We start from the raw sequence: 17162 nt of genomic DNA on the forward strand, positions 1-17162 counted from the left end.
GCGCGGGGCACTCGAGTGATCTTCACCGTTCGAGGGTAGGACAGATCCCCCGTCCGCCACACCCTCCACCGGGTAGCGTGGGAGGTGGATCGCCCCCGAAACGAGGAGGTCTCGATGCCTGCAGACCTGATGCTCATCGCCTACGACGGCTCCGACGATGCCAAGCGCGCAATCGAATACGCCGGCCGCTTTCTCAGCGCCGAACGGGCAGTCGTGATGACCGCCTGGGAACCGATGGTCCGCCAGGCCGCCAGGATGTCCGGGCTGTCCGGCGTGATGCAGCCGGAATGGGTTCCGGACGAGGAGTCCGAGGACATCGCGCTGACCGACGCCAAGGCCATCAACATCGAGGGCCTGGACCTGGCGCGGGACGCGGGCCTCAATGCCGAGGGCCGAACCGTGGAGTGCGTCACCACCATCTGGACCACCATCGTCGAAGCCGCAGACGAACTGAACGCGGACATCATCGTCACCGGCACCCGCGGCACCACGGGGCTGCGGTCCCTGCTGCAGTCCTCGGTTGCCGACCACGTCCTGCGGCACAGTCACCGGCCCGTGCTGATCGTCCCGCCGGGCGCATAGGCCACCGGGCACCGAGCCACCGGCCGGGCAGGCCGTCGCGGGGGCGCGGGACTATCGTCGTGAACCGATGGACGGTTTCCTGCTCTCCCGCGCCGACCGGACCCTGCGCACCTCCGGGAGCCGGGAACGGTTCCACGAGATCGACGCCGCCGCCGAGGCTCTCGCGCGGCGTGACATACCGCTCGTGGTCGGCGCGCTGCCGTTCGACCCCGCCGGACCCGCCGCGCTGACCGCGCCGGAGACCGCGCGTGTCACCGACGGACCGTGGCGGCCGGACTCGCTGCCCGCCCTGCCCACCGTGCGCTTGACCGAGGAACTGCCCGAGCCCGCGGAGCACCTGCGCCGGGTGGCCCGCCTGATCGACCGGCTCCGCGACGGCGACCTGCAGAAGGTGGTCGCGGCGCGCTCGGTGGTGCTCTCGGCCGCCGCGCCCATCGACCCGTGGTCGCTGCTGGCCCGGCTGGTGTCGCGGGACCACGCGGGCAACGGCTTCGGCGTCGACCTGTCGCCCGCGGGCGACGGCTACGCCGGGCACGCTCTCGTCGGGGCCAGCCCCGAGCTGCTGCTGCGCCGCACCGGCCGCGGAGTCGAGTGCTTCCCGCTGGCAGGCACCGCCCCGCGCCACGCCGACCCCGACGAGGACCGCGCCGAGGGGCAGCGGCTGCTGGCCTCGGCGAAGAACCGGTCGGAGCATGCCTTCGTGACCGAGTGGATCCGCTCCGTGCTCGACCCGGTCTGCACCGAACTGACCGTGCCGCAGTCGCCCCGGCTGATCGGCACCCCCGCGGTGTGGCACCTCGGCACCCCGATCGCGGGCGTGCTGCGCGATCCGGCTCCTTCGGCGTTGGAGCTGGCCCGCCTGCTGCACCCGACGCCCGCCGTCGGCGGCACCCCCACCGACGGTGCGATCGTCGCGATCCGCGAGTGCGAGGAGCCGCGCCGGTTCTACGGCGGCGCGGCCGGCTGGTGCGACCACGACGGCGACGGCGAATGGGTGGTGGCCATCCGGTGCGCCGAGATCGACGCGGACGGCCTGCGCGCGCGAGCGTGGGCGGGCGGGGGCATCGTGGCCGCCTCCGACCCCGATTCCGAGCTGGCCGAGACGTCCGCGAAGCTCCGCACGCTGCTCGGGGCGCTCGGCGTCGACCCCGAACCGGCCGGCCGCGGCGCGTAACCGGTAAGCGAACCCGACCGTCGGGTCCCAGGTGATACCTTGACGCGAGACGTTTCCGGTCAGTAGCAAATGGGAGATCCGAGATGAAGTTCCTTGTCCCCGGTGTGGCAAGCGCAGTGATCGGTGCGGTGCTCGGTCTGGGCGCCGTCTTCGGGGTTACTGCGGCCGCGTCGGACAACACTCGTCCGGACATCGATCGCAGCGGCAACGCCGATTCCTCCCTGCTGAACCAGGTTGAGTACGGCAGCCGTTAAGAACGCTGGAAGCGCGAGTTCCCGCACTCCTTCTGTCTTGGCGTCCGAGGCGCCGAACAACGCCCCACTGACCCGTCGGTGGCTGTTCGGCGCCTCCGCCATAGCGTTTCTTCTTGCGTTCCTGCAGGCCCCCGGCCAGCTGGTCGCCGACACCAAGTTCGACCTCACCCAGAACCCGATCGGGTTCCTCGAGCGCGCGTCGCACCAGTGGAGTAGCCAGGCACCTCTCGGCCAGGTGCAGAACCAGGCCTACGGCTACTTCTTCCCGCACGGCGCCTTCTTCAGCCTCGGCGAGCTCGCGCACATCCCACCGTGGATCACCCAGCGCATCTGGTGGGCGCTGCTGCTCATCGCCGGGTTCTGGGGCATCATCCGGGTAGCCGAGGCCCTCGGCATCGGCAGTCGGAGCTCCCGGATCATCGCGGCCGTGGCGTTCGCGCTGTCGCCGCGGGTCCTGACCACCCTCGGGTCGATCTCCTCCGAGACGCTGCCGATGATGCTGGCGCCCTGGGTGCTGCTGCCGGTCATCCTGGCGACGTCCTCGCTCGTGAGCACTTCCGGCCCCCGGGCGGACCAGAAGTACTCACCGGCGCGGCTCGCGGCCCAGTCGGCGCTCGCTGTCGCACTGATGGGCTCGGTGAACGCCGTCGCCACCGCGGCCGCGTGCCTGGTCGCGGCCCTGTGGTGGGCCGCGCACCGCCCGAACCGGCGCTGGTGGATCTTCACCGCGTGGTGGATCCCGCTCTGCGTGGTCGCGACGGCGTGGTGGATGGTGCCGCTGCTGCTGCTCGGCAAGGTCAGTCCCCCGTTCCTGGACTACATCGAGTCGTCCGGGGTCACCACCCAGTGGACGAACCTGGCGGAGGTGCTGCGCGGCACCGACAGCTGGACGCCGTTCGTCTCACCCGAGCGGATCGCGGGCGCGGTGCTGGTCACCCAGCCCGCCGCGGTCCTCGCGACCGGACTGATCGCCGCCGCAGGCATGGCCGGCCTGGCGATGCGTTCGATGCCGGCCAAGGGCAGGCTGGCGCTGATCCTGTTCGTCGGGCTCGCGGGCCTGGCCGCGGGCTACGTCGGCGACCTCGGCTCCCCCATCGCCGAGCAGGTCCGGGTGTTCCTCGACTCCGGCGGCGCCCCGCTGCGCAACGTGCACAAGCTCGAGCCGCTGGTCCGGCTGCCGCTGGTCCTCGGTCTCGCGCACCTGCTCGGCAAGGTCCCGCTGCCGGGATCGGTCCCGCGCGCCCGCTGGCGGACCGCGCTCGCGCACCCCGAACGCGAGCCGATGGTCGCGCTGACCAGCCTGATCCTGGTCGCGCTCACCCTGGCGACCTCGCTGGCCTGGACCGGCAAGCTCGCGCCCCGCGGGGCCTACCCGGAGGTGCCGAGGTACTGGCACGAGGCCGCGGACTGGCTCGGCGAGCACGTGGCGGGCACCTCCCCCGACGGGTCCGACGCGCAGCGCGCGCTGCTGGTGCCCGGCGCCCCGTTCGCGACCCAGTTCTGGGGGCTGACCCGCGACGAGCCGATGCAGGCACTGGCCGACACCCCGTGGGCGGTGCGCGACGCGGTGCCGCTCGTACCGCCCGGCGCGATCCGCGCGCTGGACTCCGTGCAGCGCCTGGTGGCGGACGGCAGCCCCTCGGCAGGCCTCGCGGAAACCCTGCTGGGACAGGGCATCGGCTACGTCGTCGTGCGCAACGACCTGGACCCGGAGACGTCCCGCTCGACCCGTCCGGCGCTGGTCCACCAGGCGATCGACGGGTCGCCGGGACTGGAGAAGGTCGCGCAGTTCGGTGAGGACATCGGCGCGGGCGAGGCCGACGGGCTGGTCACCGACAGCGACCTGCGGCCCAAGTACCCGGCCGTCGAGATCTACCGGGTCACCGTCCCGGCCCTGCCGAGCGCCGTCGGCTCCGGCCCGTACACCGTGGACTTGAACGGGACGCCGAGGGTGCAGGGCGGACCGGAATCGTTGCAGCGCTTGGCCGCACGACGCGACCTGGGCGACGCCGGCCTTGACCTGCCCGCAGGCCCGGTCCTGCTGGCCGCCGACGCCGAGCGCGCCGGACTGCCGGTGGACTCGGTGGTCGTGACGGACACCCCGACCGACCGCGAGACCGACTACGGCCAGGTCGACAACCACAGCTCGGCGCTGCGTACCCCCGACGACCCCCGGCGAACCCACAACCTGGTGCCGGACTACCCGGTGTCGGGAGCCCCGCTCGTCACGGGCGAATGGGACGGCGCGCGGATCACGGTGTCCAGCTCGGCCGCCGACGCCACCCAGCTCGGCGGCACCGCGCCCGGCAGCGGTCCTGCGGCAACCGTGGACGGCGACCCGGCGACCGGCTGGTTCAGCAACGGCCTGGAAAGTGCTCTCGGACAGTGGATCCGATTGGACTTCGACGCGCCCGTGACCAGCGGCCTGCTGAAACTGCGGACCAGCCCCGGGGCGCTCGGCGTGCCCGTCAAGCAGCTCGAGGTGACCACACCCAACGGCAGCACCGCCGTCCGCGTCGGCAAGCCGGGCGAGGTGATCACGGTGTCCCTGCCAACCGGCAAGACGGACTGGCTCAAGATCACCGCGACCAAGACCGAGGACGGCTCGGTGGGCACCCAGTTCGGTGTCAGCGAGATCTCCGTCGAGGATTTCTCCGATCGCGATGCCCCCGTGCAGGTGCCGATCCGGTTCCGCACCGTGCTGCCGCCCACCCCGGCGGACGCGACCGTCGCGGGCTGGGACCTCGGCCAGGAACTGCCCGGCCGGACCGGCTGCGTCGAGGCGCCGGACCGGGTGCGGTGCAGCCGGGGACTCGGCCTCGCCCCGGAGGAGCCGGGCACCTTCCAGCGCACCCTGTCCGTACCGGCCGCCACCGCGGTGACACCGCAGCTGGTCCTCCGCTCCCGGCAGGGCCCGGCGCTCGACGCGCTACTCGCCGAGCCCGGCCGCGCACAGGCCGTCGGGCAGGCCGCCGTGGGCGACCTGCGCGGGTCCGCCTTCGCCGCCACCGACGGTGACCCCCGCACGGCGTGGACCGCATCCGAGGACACCACCAGCGGCAAGGATGCGAAACCGACTCTGACGGTGAATCTTCCGGAGCCGACACTGGTGACGGGGCTAAACCTGATGTCGAGCCTCGGCGCCCTCCCCGCGGCCCCGACCACCGTCGCGGTCGACCTCGGCACCGGCCCCCAGGTCCGGGAGCTGAGCGACGACGAACCGATCCGCCTCGAACCCGCCGTCACCGACCGCATCGTGCTCAGCCTGGTCGACTGGGAGGACGTCCTCGACCAGACCGCCCTCGGCTTCGCGAAGGTGCAGCCGGCCGGGCTCGCGGAGATCGGCGTCCTCACCACCACCGAGGACGGAACCGACCTGGTGGTGGCAGGCACCGGGGTGGAGGAACAGCCCACCGACCGGACCGTCACCGTCGGCTGCGCCGACGGGCCGACGCTCTCGCTCGCCGGGCGGACGCTGCGCGCCTCCGTCACCGCGACCGTGGGGCAGTTGCGCTCCGGCGCGCCGGTGCCCGCGACCGTGTGTCCGGACGACACCGGCGCGGTCGACGAAACCGAGAGCACCGCAGTCGATCCCGATGCGCTCGCGGCAACCGTGATCTCGCTGCCCGCCGGACGTCAGGACGTCACCGTCGCGCCCGGCGCCGCATTCTTCGTCGACGGACTGCAGCTCGCCGCCACCCCCTCGGCCGGAACGGCCCCGGTGGCACAGGACGCCGTCCGCGTGCCCACCGACGGATGGACCCCCAACCAGCGGGCACTGCGGGTGGCCGCCCCCGACGGCGACCGGCTGCTTGTGGTGCCGGAGTCCCACAACATCGGCTGGGTCGCCACCGCACCGAACGGCGCCGAGCTGACGCCGGTCGTCGTCAACGGCTGGCAGCAGGGCTGGATCGTGCCCGCGGGCACCGAGGGCACCGTCGTCCTCGAGTTCCCGACCGACCGCTGGTACCGGCTCGGTATCTTCGGCGGCCTCCTGCTGCTGATCCCGCTGCTGCTGCTGGCGGTTATCCCCGCCCGTCGACGCGTGGCCGCAGGCCCGGCGCCGCGGACCTGGCACGCCGTCACCGTCGGCTACCTCGGGCTACTCGCGCTGGCGACGGTGATCGCCGGACTGCCGGGCACGATCGTCGCGGCGCTGGTGACCGGCCTGGCCCTGATCCTTCGCGTCCGACGCGGGCCTGCCAGTGCCGCGCGCATCCTGGTCGGAATCGCCGGGGCGGGCAGCATGCTCAGCGCCGCCTTGCTGTCCACCGGTCCGTGGCGGGCGCTCGACGGCTACGTCGGCCACTCGGTGCTCGTTCAGCTCCCGGCGCTGATCGCGGTGGTCGCGGTGGGGCTGGCCGCGTTGCCGCTGGCTTCCTCGGCCCGCGCCGCCCGGGCATTGCGGCGTCTCTCCCAGTTCTTCACCGCGAGGCGGGTCGGCTCCTCGACCAGCGCGTAGCTCGCGGAGGCGACGGCCAGACTCAGGCAGGTCGTCACCACGAGCACGAACACGAAACTCCCGCTGAACGGCACGATGCCGAACACCGGGAAGATGATCGACAACACCGCGAGGTGCCAGATGAACAGCCCGTAGGACCAGCGCCCGATCGTCAGCGAGAGCGGGCTCGCCAGGATCCGGTGCTTCTCGGTGTCGCCGAGCACCAGCGGCGCCAGCAGCGCGAACGCGAGCACCGCGCCCAACGCGATCTTCACCGAGTACTGCCACGGCTCGGCGCGGGTGAGCCCTTCCGGCCCAGCCAGATCCGTGCACGAGAGCGCGAACGCGGCCACCGCGATCGCTCCCATCAACACGCGCCTGCGCGCCAGCCGGTGCACCGGGCCGTCGACCTGCAGCGTGAGTTCGGCCAGCACCATGCCCGCCGCGAACCACGGCAGGTATCCGGGCAGCCAGTTGTCGGAGTGGATGGCCTCCGGGGTCGGCACCGGCACGAACACCCAGCCCAGGCTGAGCGCCGCCGCGCCGAGCAGCACCGGGACCCGCAGTCGCGCGGTCGCACCGCGCAGGCCGACGAACGCCAGCGCGATCAGCGGGAGCAGCGCGTAGAACGCCACCTCCACCGACAGGCTCCACATCTGGGTCAGTCCGCCGGTCAGCGTCAGCGGCACGAACACCTGGGCAAGGCCGAGGTTCGCCAGCCACACCTGCAGCCCGCCGCCCGCCTCAGGGAGGAACAGCAGGATCAGCACGACTGCCACCCAGTAGGCGGGCAGGATACGGGCGGCACGGTGCATCAGGTACCGCGCGACCGGCGGGGTCGAGCCCAGTCCGCGGGCGGCCACCGCGTGCGGGCGCCACAGCAGGAACCCGGACAGCGCGAAGAACAACGCCACCGCCATGTCGAATCGGCCCCAGATGCGGCCGAGCACCGGATCACCCGTCGCGCCGGTCTGAAATGCGACGTGGGTGACCAGCACACCGAGCGCGGCGAATCCCCGCATGCCCTCCAACGCGGGGATGAACCCGCGCGGTGCTGACACGACCTGCTGCGGGTGGGAAGCCTCGGTACTCATTTGCCGACCAGTGTGCCCCAGCCCCGGTGTGTCCGAGGAGGACACCCGGATGCCATGACACGGAAATACGGCGTGCCAGCGCAATCGGACACTGGACACTGTTACTGTCTGGCTCACTGAGTGTCGCAACCCGGACGCTCTGCGATCGGTGCCGCCCACGGCAGCACCTCGGGCTGACAATGATTGACGAAGGAGATTCAGCATGGCGGGACGCTCAGGGCCGAGCAGGACACTTGCCTGCATCCTGGTGGGGCTCGGCGCTTTCCTATTGGCGGCCGCTGTCCTCATCCCGACGTACACCGTCGGCAAGCTGAAGAAGACACCGCTCGACCTCGAGGTCACCACGGTGGCCGAGGGCATCGGCGACGTCCTCGACTCGAAGTCCCTGACCGCAGGCAAGGCCGTCGTCAACAACAACGTGCCGCTGGTCGCCCAGCGTTACGTCACCGTCGTCGACCCGTCCGACGCCGAGAAGATCACCGTCCAGGCCGGACAGACGCTGCGCCGCACCGACAAGCAGGGCGACACCGGCCTGCTGACCGCGAGCGTCGACACCGTCACCCTGGACCGGGTCAGCTCGATGCCGATCCAGGACCCGATCGGGTCGATCCAGACGCAGCCCGACAAGCCGGCCGACGAGGTCGAGCACACCGGCCTGCAGTACAAGTGGCCGTTCGACGCCGAGCAGCAGGCGTACCCGTACTTCGACATCAACTCCCGGTCCACCCACGACATCAATTTCGTCGAGGAGACCGAGATCAACGGCCTGAAGGTGTACCACTACAACCAGAAGGTGGAGCCGGTCGACCTGTCCAAGGTCGTCGCCTCGCCGACGAACAAGCTGACCCTGCCCGCCGCCACCTGGGGCGTCGAGGGCGGCGACGCACCGGTCACCATGACCCGCTGGTACGCCAACGAGCGCGACACCTGGGTCGACCCGGTCACCGGCGTCGTCGTCAAGGGCCAGGAGAAGCTGTACCAGTACTACGCCCGCACAGCCGACAAGCCCGAGGTCACGGTCATCAAGGCCACACTGCCGTTCAACGAGGACACCATCGAGTACCAGATCGGCCAGGCCAAGGACGGCGCGGACAAGCTGTCCATGTTCGGCCGCACCCTGCCGATCATCCTCGGCATCCTCGGCCTGATCTCCCTGATCGCGGGCATCTTCCTCGGCGTCCGCGGAGGCAGCGGACCGAAGACCCCCGCCGCCGCGAACGGCGCGGACACCACCCCGAGCGGCCCCGCGCACGAGTCGTACGACTCCGGCAACGCGGAGACCGAGCAGTTCCCGCGTCACGACTGGACCTCGGACAAGACGGAGGAGTTCCCGGCCGTCGACACCCGCGACCAGGAACCGCCGACCACCCGCCTGTAGGCAAGCACGCAACGCGAAGGGCCCGCACTCATCTCGAGTGCGGGCCCTTCGCGTTGCCGGGCGTAGGTTGGGCGGTAGTCGAGAGTGCGCACATGAGTCCGTCCCGTCGCCACTGCGAGTTCCGCTTCTACGAGGAGCTGAACGACTTCCTGCCGCCCGCGCTGCGCAAGCGCGACGTCGCGCACGACTTCGACGGCACCCCGACGGTGAAGGACCGGATCGAGTCGCTCGGCGTGCCGCACACCGAGGTCGACCTGATCCTGGTCGACGGCGACTCCGTCGGATTCGGGCACCGACTGCACGGCGGCGAACGGGTCGCGGTCTACCCCGTGTTCGAGCGCTTCGATCTGGACGGCCTCACCCGACTGCGCCCGCTGCCACTGCGGGAGCCGCGGTTCGCGGCCGACGTGCACCTGGGCCGGCTCGCCTCCTACCTCCGTCTGCTCGGCTTCGACTGCCTGTACCGCAACGACTTCGCGGACGAGGAGTTGCTCGCGCTCTCGCTGAGCGAGCACCGGACGGTACTGACCCGCGACATCGGTCTGCTCAAACGCGCGGCCCTGCGCCGCGGCGCCTTCCTGCACGAGACCGACCCGCGTCGGCAGCTCCGCGAGGTGCTGGACCGGTTCCAGCTGGATGCGCGAATCGCGCCGCTGACCCGGTGCGCCCGCTGCAACGGGCCCGTCGCCCCGGTGCCGAGGCGGGTCGCGGCGGGACTGGTACCAGCGGGCGTGGCCCGCGAACAGCGCGAGTTCAGCCGCTGCGGTTCCTGCGGCCGGATGTACTGGCCTGGCAGTCACCTGGTGCGGCTGCGTCGGCGGCTGGGCGAGGTCGGGGTGTGGCTCTAGCTCTCCGCGGCGCCGTCGGCGCCGCGCAGGGCCGCGACGCTCACCACCGCCGCCGCCGATGCCGCCGTGACCACCGCGATCGTGATCAACTGCCGGATCGTCGAGGCGAAGCCCAGGATCAGGACGACCTCCACCGCCAGCGCCGCCCACGCGGCCAGCGCCAGCCGGGTGCGCTCGCGGGCGATAGCCGACAGGAGCGCCCCCTGCAGCACCGCGAGGCACGCCCCGTCGAGCGCGAACAACCACAGCAGGCCCTGCACCGGCGCGTAGGCCTGCCCGACCAGCAGCGGCGCCAGCGGCGCGACCAGCGCGACGCCCGCGACCGTGACCGCGCCGAGCCCCACCAGCACGCCGAGCGCCGAGCGCACCGCACGCGCCGAGTGCGTCGGACTGGCCATCCGCGGGTACAGCACCACCCCGACCGCGGCGGGCAGCCAGAAGGCCGCCTTCGTCGCCACCGCGCCCAGTGCGTACTGCCCGGCCTGCGCCTCGTCGAGCACCACCCGGGTCAGCAGCAGGTCCGCCGAGGACAGTGCGATCAGCGCCAGCTGGACCTGAGAGGCGCGCAGCACCGCTGCGACCCCGACCGGGACGGCCCGCTCGGTACCGGCGATCGTGCCCTCGCGGCCGACCAGCACCCGGGCGCCCGCGGCCACCGCGCCGGTCCCGATCGCCGCCACCGTCAGCGCGGCGCCCGCCCCCAACCCGATCGCCAGGGCCGCGACCGCGGGCACCACCTTGGCGATGCCCGTCGCGGCCAGGATCACGCTCAGCTCACCAAATCGGCCGCGTCCCTGCAGGAGTCCCTGTTCGGTGGCCAGCAGGACCAGCAGCGGCGCCGTGAGCAGCGCGGCGGCGGTCGCACCGACCCCGGTGTCCAGCACCGCCGCCACCGGGACCACGAGCGCCGCGGCGAGCACCGCGACGATCACCGCGCACCGGCGGCCGAGGCCGCGCAGCGCGGCGTCGCCCCCGCCGAGCACCACCTCGCGGGCGACCACAGTCTGCAGGGCGAGCGCGGGCACCGCGAGGACCAACTGGGCGGCGAGCAGGCTCGCGAACTCGCTGTAGCCCGCAGGCCCCAGCCAGCGGCTGGCGAGCAGGGCCAGCACGTACGAGGCCAGGTTCGCGGTCATCGAGCCGACCGTCACCATCGTCATCCCGGCCACCGCGGAGGTGGCGGCGGGGCGAGGTGTCATCCGCCCATGATCGCACCCGTTATCGTCGGGACCATGATCGCGCGGCCCGCGGGGCTCACCCGGGCCGTTCCCGCGCTGTACTCGCTTGCGCTCGCGGCGCTCGTCCTCGGGCCGCTGCTCGGACCCGGATACCTCCTGCTGCGCGACGCGGTGAGCACCCCCCGCTCGTACCTGACCGATTCGGCATTGGGGCTGACCGACGCCGCCGCGCGCGCGGTCCCGCAGGACGCCTTGATCGCCGCGCTGACGTCGGTCGTGGACGGCGGTCTGGTGGTGAAGGCGATCCTGCTGTCGGCGCTGTGGCTCGCCGGGTGGGGCGCGGCCAGGATGGTCGCCGCGCTGCTCCCGACGACCGGACTCGGTCCGCAGCTGCTGGCCTCGACGGTGCTGCTGTGGAACCCATACGTGGCCGAGCGGCTGTTGCAGGGGCACTGGAGCCTGCTGACCGGGTACGCGGCGCTGCCATGGACGGTGCTCGCCGCGCTGCGCCTGCGGCGCTCCCCCGTCCCGTGGTCGCCGCGGTCGTGGTGCCCGCTCGGGCTCACGCTGGCGGCCGCCGGGCTCACCCCGACCGGCGCGCTGCTGGCCAGCACGCTGGCCGCAGTGTTGCTGGCCCTTCCTGGCGGCGCGGGCGCGCGGTGGTCGCGGCTGGCGGTGACCGCCGCGCTGGCGGTGGTGGCGTCGGCGCCGTGGCTGACCGCGACGGCGCTCTCCGGCGCCGGGGCACAGGGATCGGACCCTGCCGGGGTGGCGGCGTTCGCCGCGCGCGCCGAGCCGGGACTGGGGACGCTCGGCAGCCTGGCCGGGCTCGGCGGGATCTGGAACTCCACGGCGGTCCCGGCGACCAGGACCGGGATCTTCGCCCTGGTCGGGACGGCGGTGCTGCTGGCGGTGGTCGCGTGCGGGCTGCCCGCGCTGTGGCGGCGCCGCGGCAACCCGGTGATCGTGGCGCTGGCCGTGGTCGCGGCCGCGGCGGTCCTGCTGCCCGCGCTGGCCGCCACCGGCTGGGGCCTGACCGCGGGCGAATGGGCGGCGACCCGGGTGCCCGGCGCCGGGCTGCTGCGCGACGCCCAGAAGTGGGTGGCTCTGGCGGTGCCGTTCTACGCGCTGGCCGCGGCGGCCGGGGCCGGAGCACTGGCCCGGCTCGGCGGCCGGGTGTTCGGCACGGCCACCGCCGGGCGGACCCGAACGGGGGTCGCCGCCGCGGTCGGGATCGTCGCGGTGCTGATCGCGCTGCCCGACCTGGCCTGGGGGGTGGGCGGGGCGCTGCGGCCGGTGCACTATCCGGCGTCCTGGGAGCGCGTCGCCTCGCAGCTGCGGACCGCCGACGAGAGCGGCGACGTCGCGGTGCTGCCCGCGGGGATGTTCCGGCTCTTCCCCTACAGCGGCGACGCCCCCGTCCTCGATCCGGCACCGCGGATGCTGCCCGAGGACGTGCTGCAGACCGGCGAGCTGATCGTCGCGGAGGGCACCGTCGAGGGCGAGGGCAGCAGGGCCCGCGACGTCGAACGACTGCTGCTCGCAGGCGAAGACGCGGATGACCTGGAAAACCTGGGGGTGCGGTGGGTGCTGGTCGAGCACAGCACCCCGGGCCCGCTTGCGCAGTCGCGCCGCACGCTCGATCAGCTCGACGAGGTGTACGCCGACGAGGAGTTGTCGCTGTACCGGGTGGCCGGGCCCGTCGAGATCACCGCCGCCGACCCCGCGCGCCGCGCGGCCTCCGTCGCGGCCCACCTGGTGTGGGCGGCGTTGCTAGCCGGCAGCGCGCTGGGACTTCTGGCCCACAGGGCCCGCGACCGCCGCGGCCGGGGCCGCACCGATCAGGCCTGAGACGGGCCGCCCGGCGGCCGACGCCGACAGCACCGTGCGCACCCCGGACGCGGTCTGCGCCCAGGAGAACTCCGCGGCCCGCGCGCGGGCCTTCTCGCCGAGCTCGGCGCGCTGCTCCGCGTCCGCCAGGAGGGATTCCACCGCCTCGGTCAGGTCCGCGACGTCGCTGTCCGCGACCTCGTCGCCGCCGACCAGCGACCCGGTGACCCCGTCGATGATCGAATCGGTCAGGCCCCGCGAGCTGCGGTAGCCGACGGTCGGGACGCCGTGCAGGGCGGCCTCGATCACGGCGAGACCCCAGCCCTCCTTGCGCGAGGGCATCACGTGCACCCAGGACCGGGAGAGCAGCTCGTGCTTGCGATCCTCGGGGACGTGCCCGTGGAAGGTGACGGCGTCGGCGATGCCGAGTTCGTGCGCGCGGTCCCGGAGGTTCTCCTCCCACCAGCCGCCGCCGATCACGTCCAGGTGCAGCTCGGGGGTGTCGCGACGCAGCGTCGCGACGGCGGAGAGGGCGTCCTCGATCTGCTTGTGCGGCACCAGCCTCGAGAGCACGCACACGCTGGGGTGTTCGGTGCGGGTGTCGTCGGACCCGATCCGCACGGCGGGCGGGACCGAGTCGGCGCCGTTGCGCACCACCGCGATCCGTTCCCGGTCGACGCCGAGCGCGGTGAGCTCCTCCGCGGAGGGCAGAGACACCGTCAGGTACTGGTTGCGGCGGTGTACCCGCGGCGACAGGGTGGACTCGACCCACCAGCCGACGCGCGCCATCAGCCGTCCGGCCACCGGCCACTGCTCGCGGTGGCAGTGGTGCACGAGGACGGTGACCGGGGCGCCCGCGACCGCGCGCGCGAAGAAGGGGATGCCGTTCTGGGTGTCGATCACCGCGTCCGGGCGCACGCCCTTGAGGGGGCCGATGCCGAGGCGGCCGAGCGCGATGGCGGCCAGCGCCCGCGGGTAGACGGTCAGCCGCCCGCCGCCGCGACTGATCGCGATGCCGTCGAGGGTGTCCGTGCGCGGCGCGCCCCGGTAGCGGGCGGTACGCAGCGTGACCTTGACGCCCTGCTCTGCGAGTCCGGCCCCGACCTGCTCCAGGTACCGCTCGCTGCCGCCGCCCTGCGGGTGCCCGCTGTCACGCCAGCACAACAGCAGAACCTCGCGCACGGTCACAACTCCTGTTTCGGATGCCTACGGCCGCGGTGGCGGTCAAGTGGACACAATAACCGCTGCGCAGCGCGATCGTGTCCGCTACGGTGATCCGTCGATCCGTGTGCCTCGGCGCGGCCGCTATGGTTCCTACCCGTGACCGCCCTTCCCGTGACCCGCATTTTCGCCCGTCGGGCCACCCTCCGCCGGTCCGTCGGACTGCTCGGCGACTTCCGCCACGAACAGGACGACCCGGACCTCTTCTACGGCGCGTTGGCACGAGATTCGCTGGAGCTGATCGAGGATCTGTACGCCGGGATGACCGGTCAGGACCTGACCGGCCGGACCGTGCTCGACGTCGGCGGCGGTCCCGGCTACTTCGCGGAGGCCTTCCACCGGGCTGGCGCGCGCTACATCCCGGTCGAGCCGGACCCGACCGAGATGCACGCGGCGGGGCTGACGGTCGGCGGCGCGATCAGGGGTTCCGGGATGGCACTGCCCTTCCGCGACGACAGCGTCGACATCTGCTTCTCCTCCAACGTCGCCGAGCACGTGCCCGAGCCATGGACGATGGCCGACGAGATGCTGCGGGTCACCAAGCCGGGCGGTCTGATGGTGCTCTCGTACACCCTCTGGTGGGGACCGTTCGGCGGGCACGAGACCGGTCCCTGGCACGTGTTCGGGGGCGAGTACGCCGCCCGCCGCTACGCGCGCAAGAACGGCCGCGAGCCCAAGAACCGGTTCGGGGTGTCGCTCTTCGACGTCGGGGCGGCCGACGGATTGCGCTGGGCGCGCACGACAGCGGACGGCGAGCTCCTCGCGGCGTTCCCGCGGTACCACCCGCGCTGGGCCTGGTGGATGGTCCGCATCCCCGGCCTGCGCGAACTGCTTGTGAGCAACCTCGTCGTGGTGCTGCGCAAAAAGTAGGCGCTGCGCGCCTGTGAGTACTTTTGGCCCCGCTCAGGGCTAAAAGTACTCACAGGCGGCGGAGCCGCATACCCTCGCGGGATGACCGGACTGGCCCTGGACATCGGCGGCACCAAGCTCGCGGCGGGGCTGATCTCGCCCGACGGTGAGCTGCTCGCCGAGGAGCGCAGCCCGACCCCGACCACCGGGGTGTGGGACGCCGCCGCGACGCTGCTGCGCGCGGTCGCCGACGGGCACGCGATCACCGGGGTCGGGATCGCGTCCGCGGGTCCGGTGAACATCGAGGCAGGCACGGTCAGCCCGCTGAACATCCCCGACTGGCGCGACTTCCCGATCGTGGACGCGGTGCGCGAGCTGTTCCCCGGGGTACCGGTGCGGATGGCGATGGACGGGACCTGCACCGCGCTCGGTGAGTACCGCTTCGGCGCGGGCCGCGGCACCCCGGACATGCTGGGCATGATCGTCTCCACCGGGGTGGGCGGCGGGGTGCTGCTCGACGGCAGGCCCGTCGGCGGCCGCACCGGGAACGCCGGGCACATCGGGCATGTCGTGGTGCCGGGCGCCGAGGACATCGCCTGCGCGTGCGGCGGCATCGGCTGCCTGGAGGCGGTGGCGAGCGGACCCTCGTCGGTGCGGTGGGCGAACGAACGGGGCTGGACGGGCTCGACCGGACTCGAGCTCTCGGAGTCCGCGCAGGCGGGCGACGCGATCGCGCTGGCCGCGCTGCGCAGGTCCGGGACCGCGGTGGGGGTGGCGATCGCCTCCGCCGCCGCGCTGCTGGACCTGGACCTTGCGGTGGTCGGGGGCGGTTTCGCGCAGTCCGGCCCGCCGATGTGGGAATCGATGCGACGGGCCGCCGCGGCCCGGGCAGGCCTGTCCTTCACCCGGGGGCTCCGGATCGTGCCCGCGGAGCTCGGCGGGCGCGCCACCCTGATCGGCGCGGGCGCCCTGACACTCGGCGATCAGCCGGATCCCGGTTTCGTTCAAGCCTGACACGAAAAGGGGGCTGATTTGCGCCCGGAAGTTCTGTAACGTGTTCTAGTGTGCTTCTCACCACACCTCTGACGACGAATGAGGGCACCGTGAGTACAGCCGACATCACCCAGGACAACGGCGACAACTTTGCCGAGGTCGCCCGCCCAACCGGATCGCAGCGCGACACCGCCGAACTGGGCCGCGAGCTCCAGGAATGGCTGACGGGCCGGCTGCCGGACGGCGCCGATCCCGTGGTCTCCGACGTGCGACTCCCCGCCGCGAACGGCATGTCCAGCGAGACCATCCTGTTCGACGCGACCTGGACCGAATCCGCCACGGACCCGCTTGCCGATGCGGAGCCGGGTACCCGCCGCACCCACGAACTGGTCGCACGCGTCGAGCCCGGCGCCTCCTCGATGCCGATCTTCCCGAGTTACGAGATGGGCACCCAGTTCTCGGTCATGAAGACCGTCCGCGAGCTGTCCGACGTCCCCGTCCCCGCGGCCTACTGGTCCGAGCCGGATGCCGGGCCGCTCGGCGCCCCGTTCTTCGTCATGCAGCGGATCGACGGCGACGTCCCGCCCGACGTGATGCCCTACAACTTCGGCTCCTGGGTCACCGAGGCCACCGAGGAGCAGCGGCGCGCCCTGCAGGACTCGTCGGTCGAGATCCTGGCCGGGCTGCACGCGATCCGGGATCCGCTGGAGCACTTCCCGTTCCTGCGACTGCACGATGCGGGACCCACCGCCGAGCAGTCCTTCCGGGCGCACCTGGCCCGTCAGCGCGGCTACTACGAGTGGGCGACGGCGGACGGGCCGCGCTCGCCGCTGATCGAGCGCTGCCTCGACCGGCTCGAGGCGAACGTGCCCGCCGACGACTCCCCCGCCGTGCTCTGCTGGGGCGACTCCCGGATCGGCAATGTCATGTACCGCGACTTCACACCGGTGGCGGTGCTCGACTGGGAGATGGCCGCGATCGGCCCGCGCGAGATGGACCTCGCGTGGATGATCTTCCTGCACCGCTTCTTCGAGGACCTCACCACGATGGCGGGGCTGCCGGGCCTGCCCGACTTCATGCGCCGCGACGACATGGCCGCGCGGTACCGGGAACTCACCGGGCACCAGCCGGAGAACCTGGACTACTACAGCCTCTACGCCGCCCTGCGGCACGCAATCGTCATGTTCCGGGTGCAGAGCCGCGCGATCGCGTTCGGCCAGTCCGAGCGCCCGGCCGATCCGGACGACATGATCCTGCACCGCAAGGCACTCGAGGCCATGCTCGACGACACGTACTGGGCGCAGGTGCGCTGATGGACGA

12 protein-coding genes and 1 pseudogene are annotated in these 17162 nt (G+C 72.5%); 10 read left to right on the top strand and 3 right to left on the bottom strand.

Translation table 11 applies throughout. The features are described 5' to 3' along the window. Positions 1-114 precede the first annotated feature (114 nt). The 4 genes from ABIC28_RS14525 to ABIC28_RS14540 all read left to right on the top strand — a co-directional run bounded on the left by ABIC28_RS14525 (position 115) and on the right by ABIC28_RS14540 (position 6472). The gene (locus ABIC28_RS14525) at positions 115-582 is read left to right on the top strand and encodes a universal stress protein (protein ID WP_097213845.1); all 468 of its coding nucleotides are present in this window, start codon (positions 115-117) and stop codon (positions 580-582) included. 67 nt (positions 583-649) lie between these two features. Further along, a complete protein-coding gene (locus ABIC28_RS14530) occupies positions 650-1756 on the top strand; it encodes an isochorismate synthase (protein ID WP_097213844.1) in 1107 nt (368 codons plus the stop codon). An 83-nt stretch (positions 1757-1839) separates the two neighbouring features. Continuing rightward, positions 1840-2010, top strand: a complete 171-nt coding sequence (locus ABIC28_RS14535; RefSeq protein WP_077040203.1) for a DUF2613 domain-containing protein — start codon at positions 1840-1842, stop codon at positions 2008-2010. 37 nt (positions 2011-2047) lie between these two features. Then, positions 2048-6472 carry an alpha-(1->3)-arabinofuranosyltransferase domain-containing protein gene (locus ABIC28_RS14540; RefSeq protein WP_354579501.1) on the top strand — a complete coding sequence of 1475 codons (4425 nt, stop codon included), beginning with the start codon at positions 2048-2050 and terminating at the stop codon, positions 6470-6472. A gap of 23 nt (positions 6473-6495) precedes the next feature. Here ABIC28_RS14540 and ABIC28_RS14545 read toward each other — a convergent pair. Then, positions 6496-7833, bottom strand: a pseudogene (locus tag ABIC28_RS14545) (acyltransferase family protein); the annotation flags it as partial. Between ABIC28_RS14545 and pgfA the strand changes: the two are divergent. Both pgfA and ABIC28_RS14555 read left to right on the top strand, forming a co-directional pair. Then, complete coding sequence (gene pgfA / locus ABIC28_RS14550; protein WP_209928224.1) at positions 7748-8923, top strand: cell envelope lipid trafficking protein PgfA; 1176 nt, start codon at positions 7748-7750, stop codon at positions 8921-8923. The pseudogene ABIC28_RS14545 and the gene pgfA overlap by 86 nt on opposite strands. A gap of 92 nt (positions 8924-9015) precedes the next feature. Then, on the top strand, positions 9016-9771 hold the full coding sequence (locus ABIC28_RS14555; protein ID WP_209928223.1) for a Mut7-C RNAse domain-containing protein: 756 nt from the start codon (positions 9016-9018) through the stop codon (positions 9769-9771). On the opposite strand, the gene ABIC28_RS14560 is transcribed toward ABIC28_RS14555, so the two are convergent. Further along, positions 9768-10970 carry a polysaccharide biosynthesis protein gene (locus ABIC28_RS14560; protein WP_354579504.1) on the bottom strand — a complete coding sequence of 401 codons (1203 nt, stop codon included), beginning with the start codon at positions 10968-10970 and terminating at the stop codon, positions 9768-9770. The two genes, ABIC28_RS14555 and ABIC28_RS14560, sit on opposite strands and share 4 nt — an antisense overlap. 6 nt (positions 10971-10976) lie before the next feature. On the opposite strand from ABIC28_RS14560, the gene ABIC28_RS14565 reads away from it, so the two are divergent. Then, positions 10977-12800 (top strand): MmpA family trehalose lipid delivery protein, encoded by a 1824-nt coding sequence (locus tag ABIC28_RS14565; RefSeq protein ID WP_502945018.1) that lies wholly within the window; start codon positions 10977-10979, stop codon positions 12798-12800. On the opposite strand, the gene ABIC28_RS14570 is transcribed toward ABIC28_RS14565, so the two are convergent. Continuing rightward, positions 12723-13961 (bottom strand): glycosyltransferase family 4 protein, encoded by a 1239-nt coding sequence (locus tag ABIC28_RS14570; RefSeq protein ID WP_209928220.1) that lies wholly within the window; start codon positions 13959-13961, stop codon positions 12723-12725. The genes ABIC28_RS14565 and ABIC28_RS14570 overlap by 78 nt on opposite strands. A 153-nt stretch (positions 13962-14114) precedes the next feature. Between ABIC28_RS14570 and ABIC28_RS14575 the strand changes: the two genes are divergently transcribed. The 3 genes from ABIC28_RS14575 to ABIC28_RS14585 all read left to right on the top strand — a co-directional run bounded on the left by ABIC28_RS14575 (position 14115) and on the right by ABIC28_RS14585 (position 17155). Further along, complete coding sequence (locus tag ABIC28_RS14575) at positions 14115-14870, top strand: class I SAM-dependent methyltransferase (RefSeq protein ID WP_136908149.1); 756 nt, start codon at positions 14115-14117, stop codon at positions 14868-14870. Positions 14871-14951: 81 nt separating this feature from the next. Beyond that, positions 14952-15863, top strand: coding sequence for an ROK family protein (locus tag ABIC28_RS14580; RefSeq protein ID WP_354579506.1), 912 nt, complete (start codon positions 14952-14954; stop codon positions 15861-15863). 89 nt (positions 15864-15952) lie between these two features. After that, a complete protein-coding gene (locus ABIC28_RS14585) occupies positions 15953-17155 on the top strand; it encodes a phosphotransferase family protein (protein ID WP_097213881.1) in 1203 nt (400 codons plus the stop codon). Positions 17156-17162 lie beyond the last annotated feature (7 nt).

Origin of the sequence: Rhodococcus sp. PvR044 (assembly GCF_040548995.1) — a bacterium.
Taxonomy (GTDB): Bacteria; Actinomycetota; Actinomycetes; order Mycobacteriales; family Mycobacteriaceae; genus Rhodococcus_G; species Rhodococcus_G oryzae.

Excerpts from the sequence above, each read along its gene's own strand:
- ABIC28_RS14525 (WP_097213845.1), top strand. The coding sequence starts at position 115 with ATGCCTGCAGACCTGATGCTCATCGCCTACGACGGCTCCGACGATGCC.
- ABIC28_RS14530 (WP_097213844.1), top strand. The coding sequence starts at position 650 with ATGGACGGTTTCCTGCTCTCCCGCGCCGACCGGACCCTGCGCACCTCC.
- ABIC28_RS14535 (WP_077040203.1), top strand. The coding sequence starts at position 1,840 with ATGAAGTTCCTTGTCCCCGGTGTGGCAAGCGCAGTGATCGGTGCGGTG.
- pgfA (WP_209928224.1), top strand. The coding sequence starts at position 7,748 with ATGGCGGGACGCTCAGGGCCGAGCAGGACACTTGCCTGCATCCTGGTG.
- ABIC28_RS14555 (WP_209928223.1), top strand. The coding sequence starts at position 9,016 with ATGAGTCCGTCCCGTCGCCACTGCGAGTTCCGCTTCTACGAGGAGCTG.
- ABIC28_RS14560 (WP_354579504.1), bottom strand. The coding sequence starts at position 10,970 with ATGACACCTCGCCCCGCCGCCACCTCCGCGGTGGCCGGGATGACGATG.
- ABIC28_RS14565 (WP_502945018.1), top strand. The coding sequence starts at position 10,977 with ATGATCGCACCCGTTATCGTCGGGACCATGATCGCGCGGCCCGCGGGG.
- ABIC28_RS14580 (WP_354579506.1), top strand. The coding sequence starts at position 14,952 with ATGACCGGACTGGCCCTGGACATCGGCGGCACCAAGCTCGCGGCGGGG.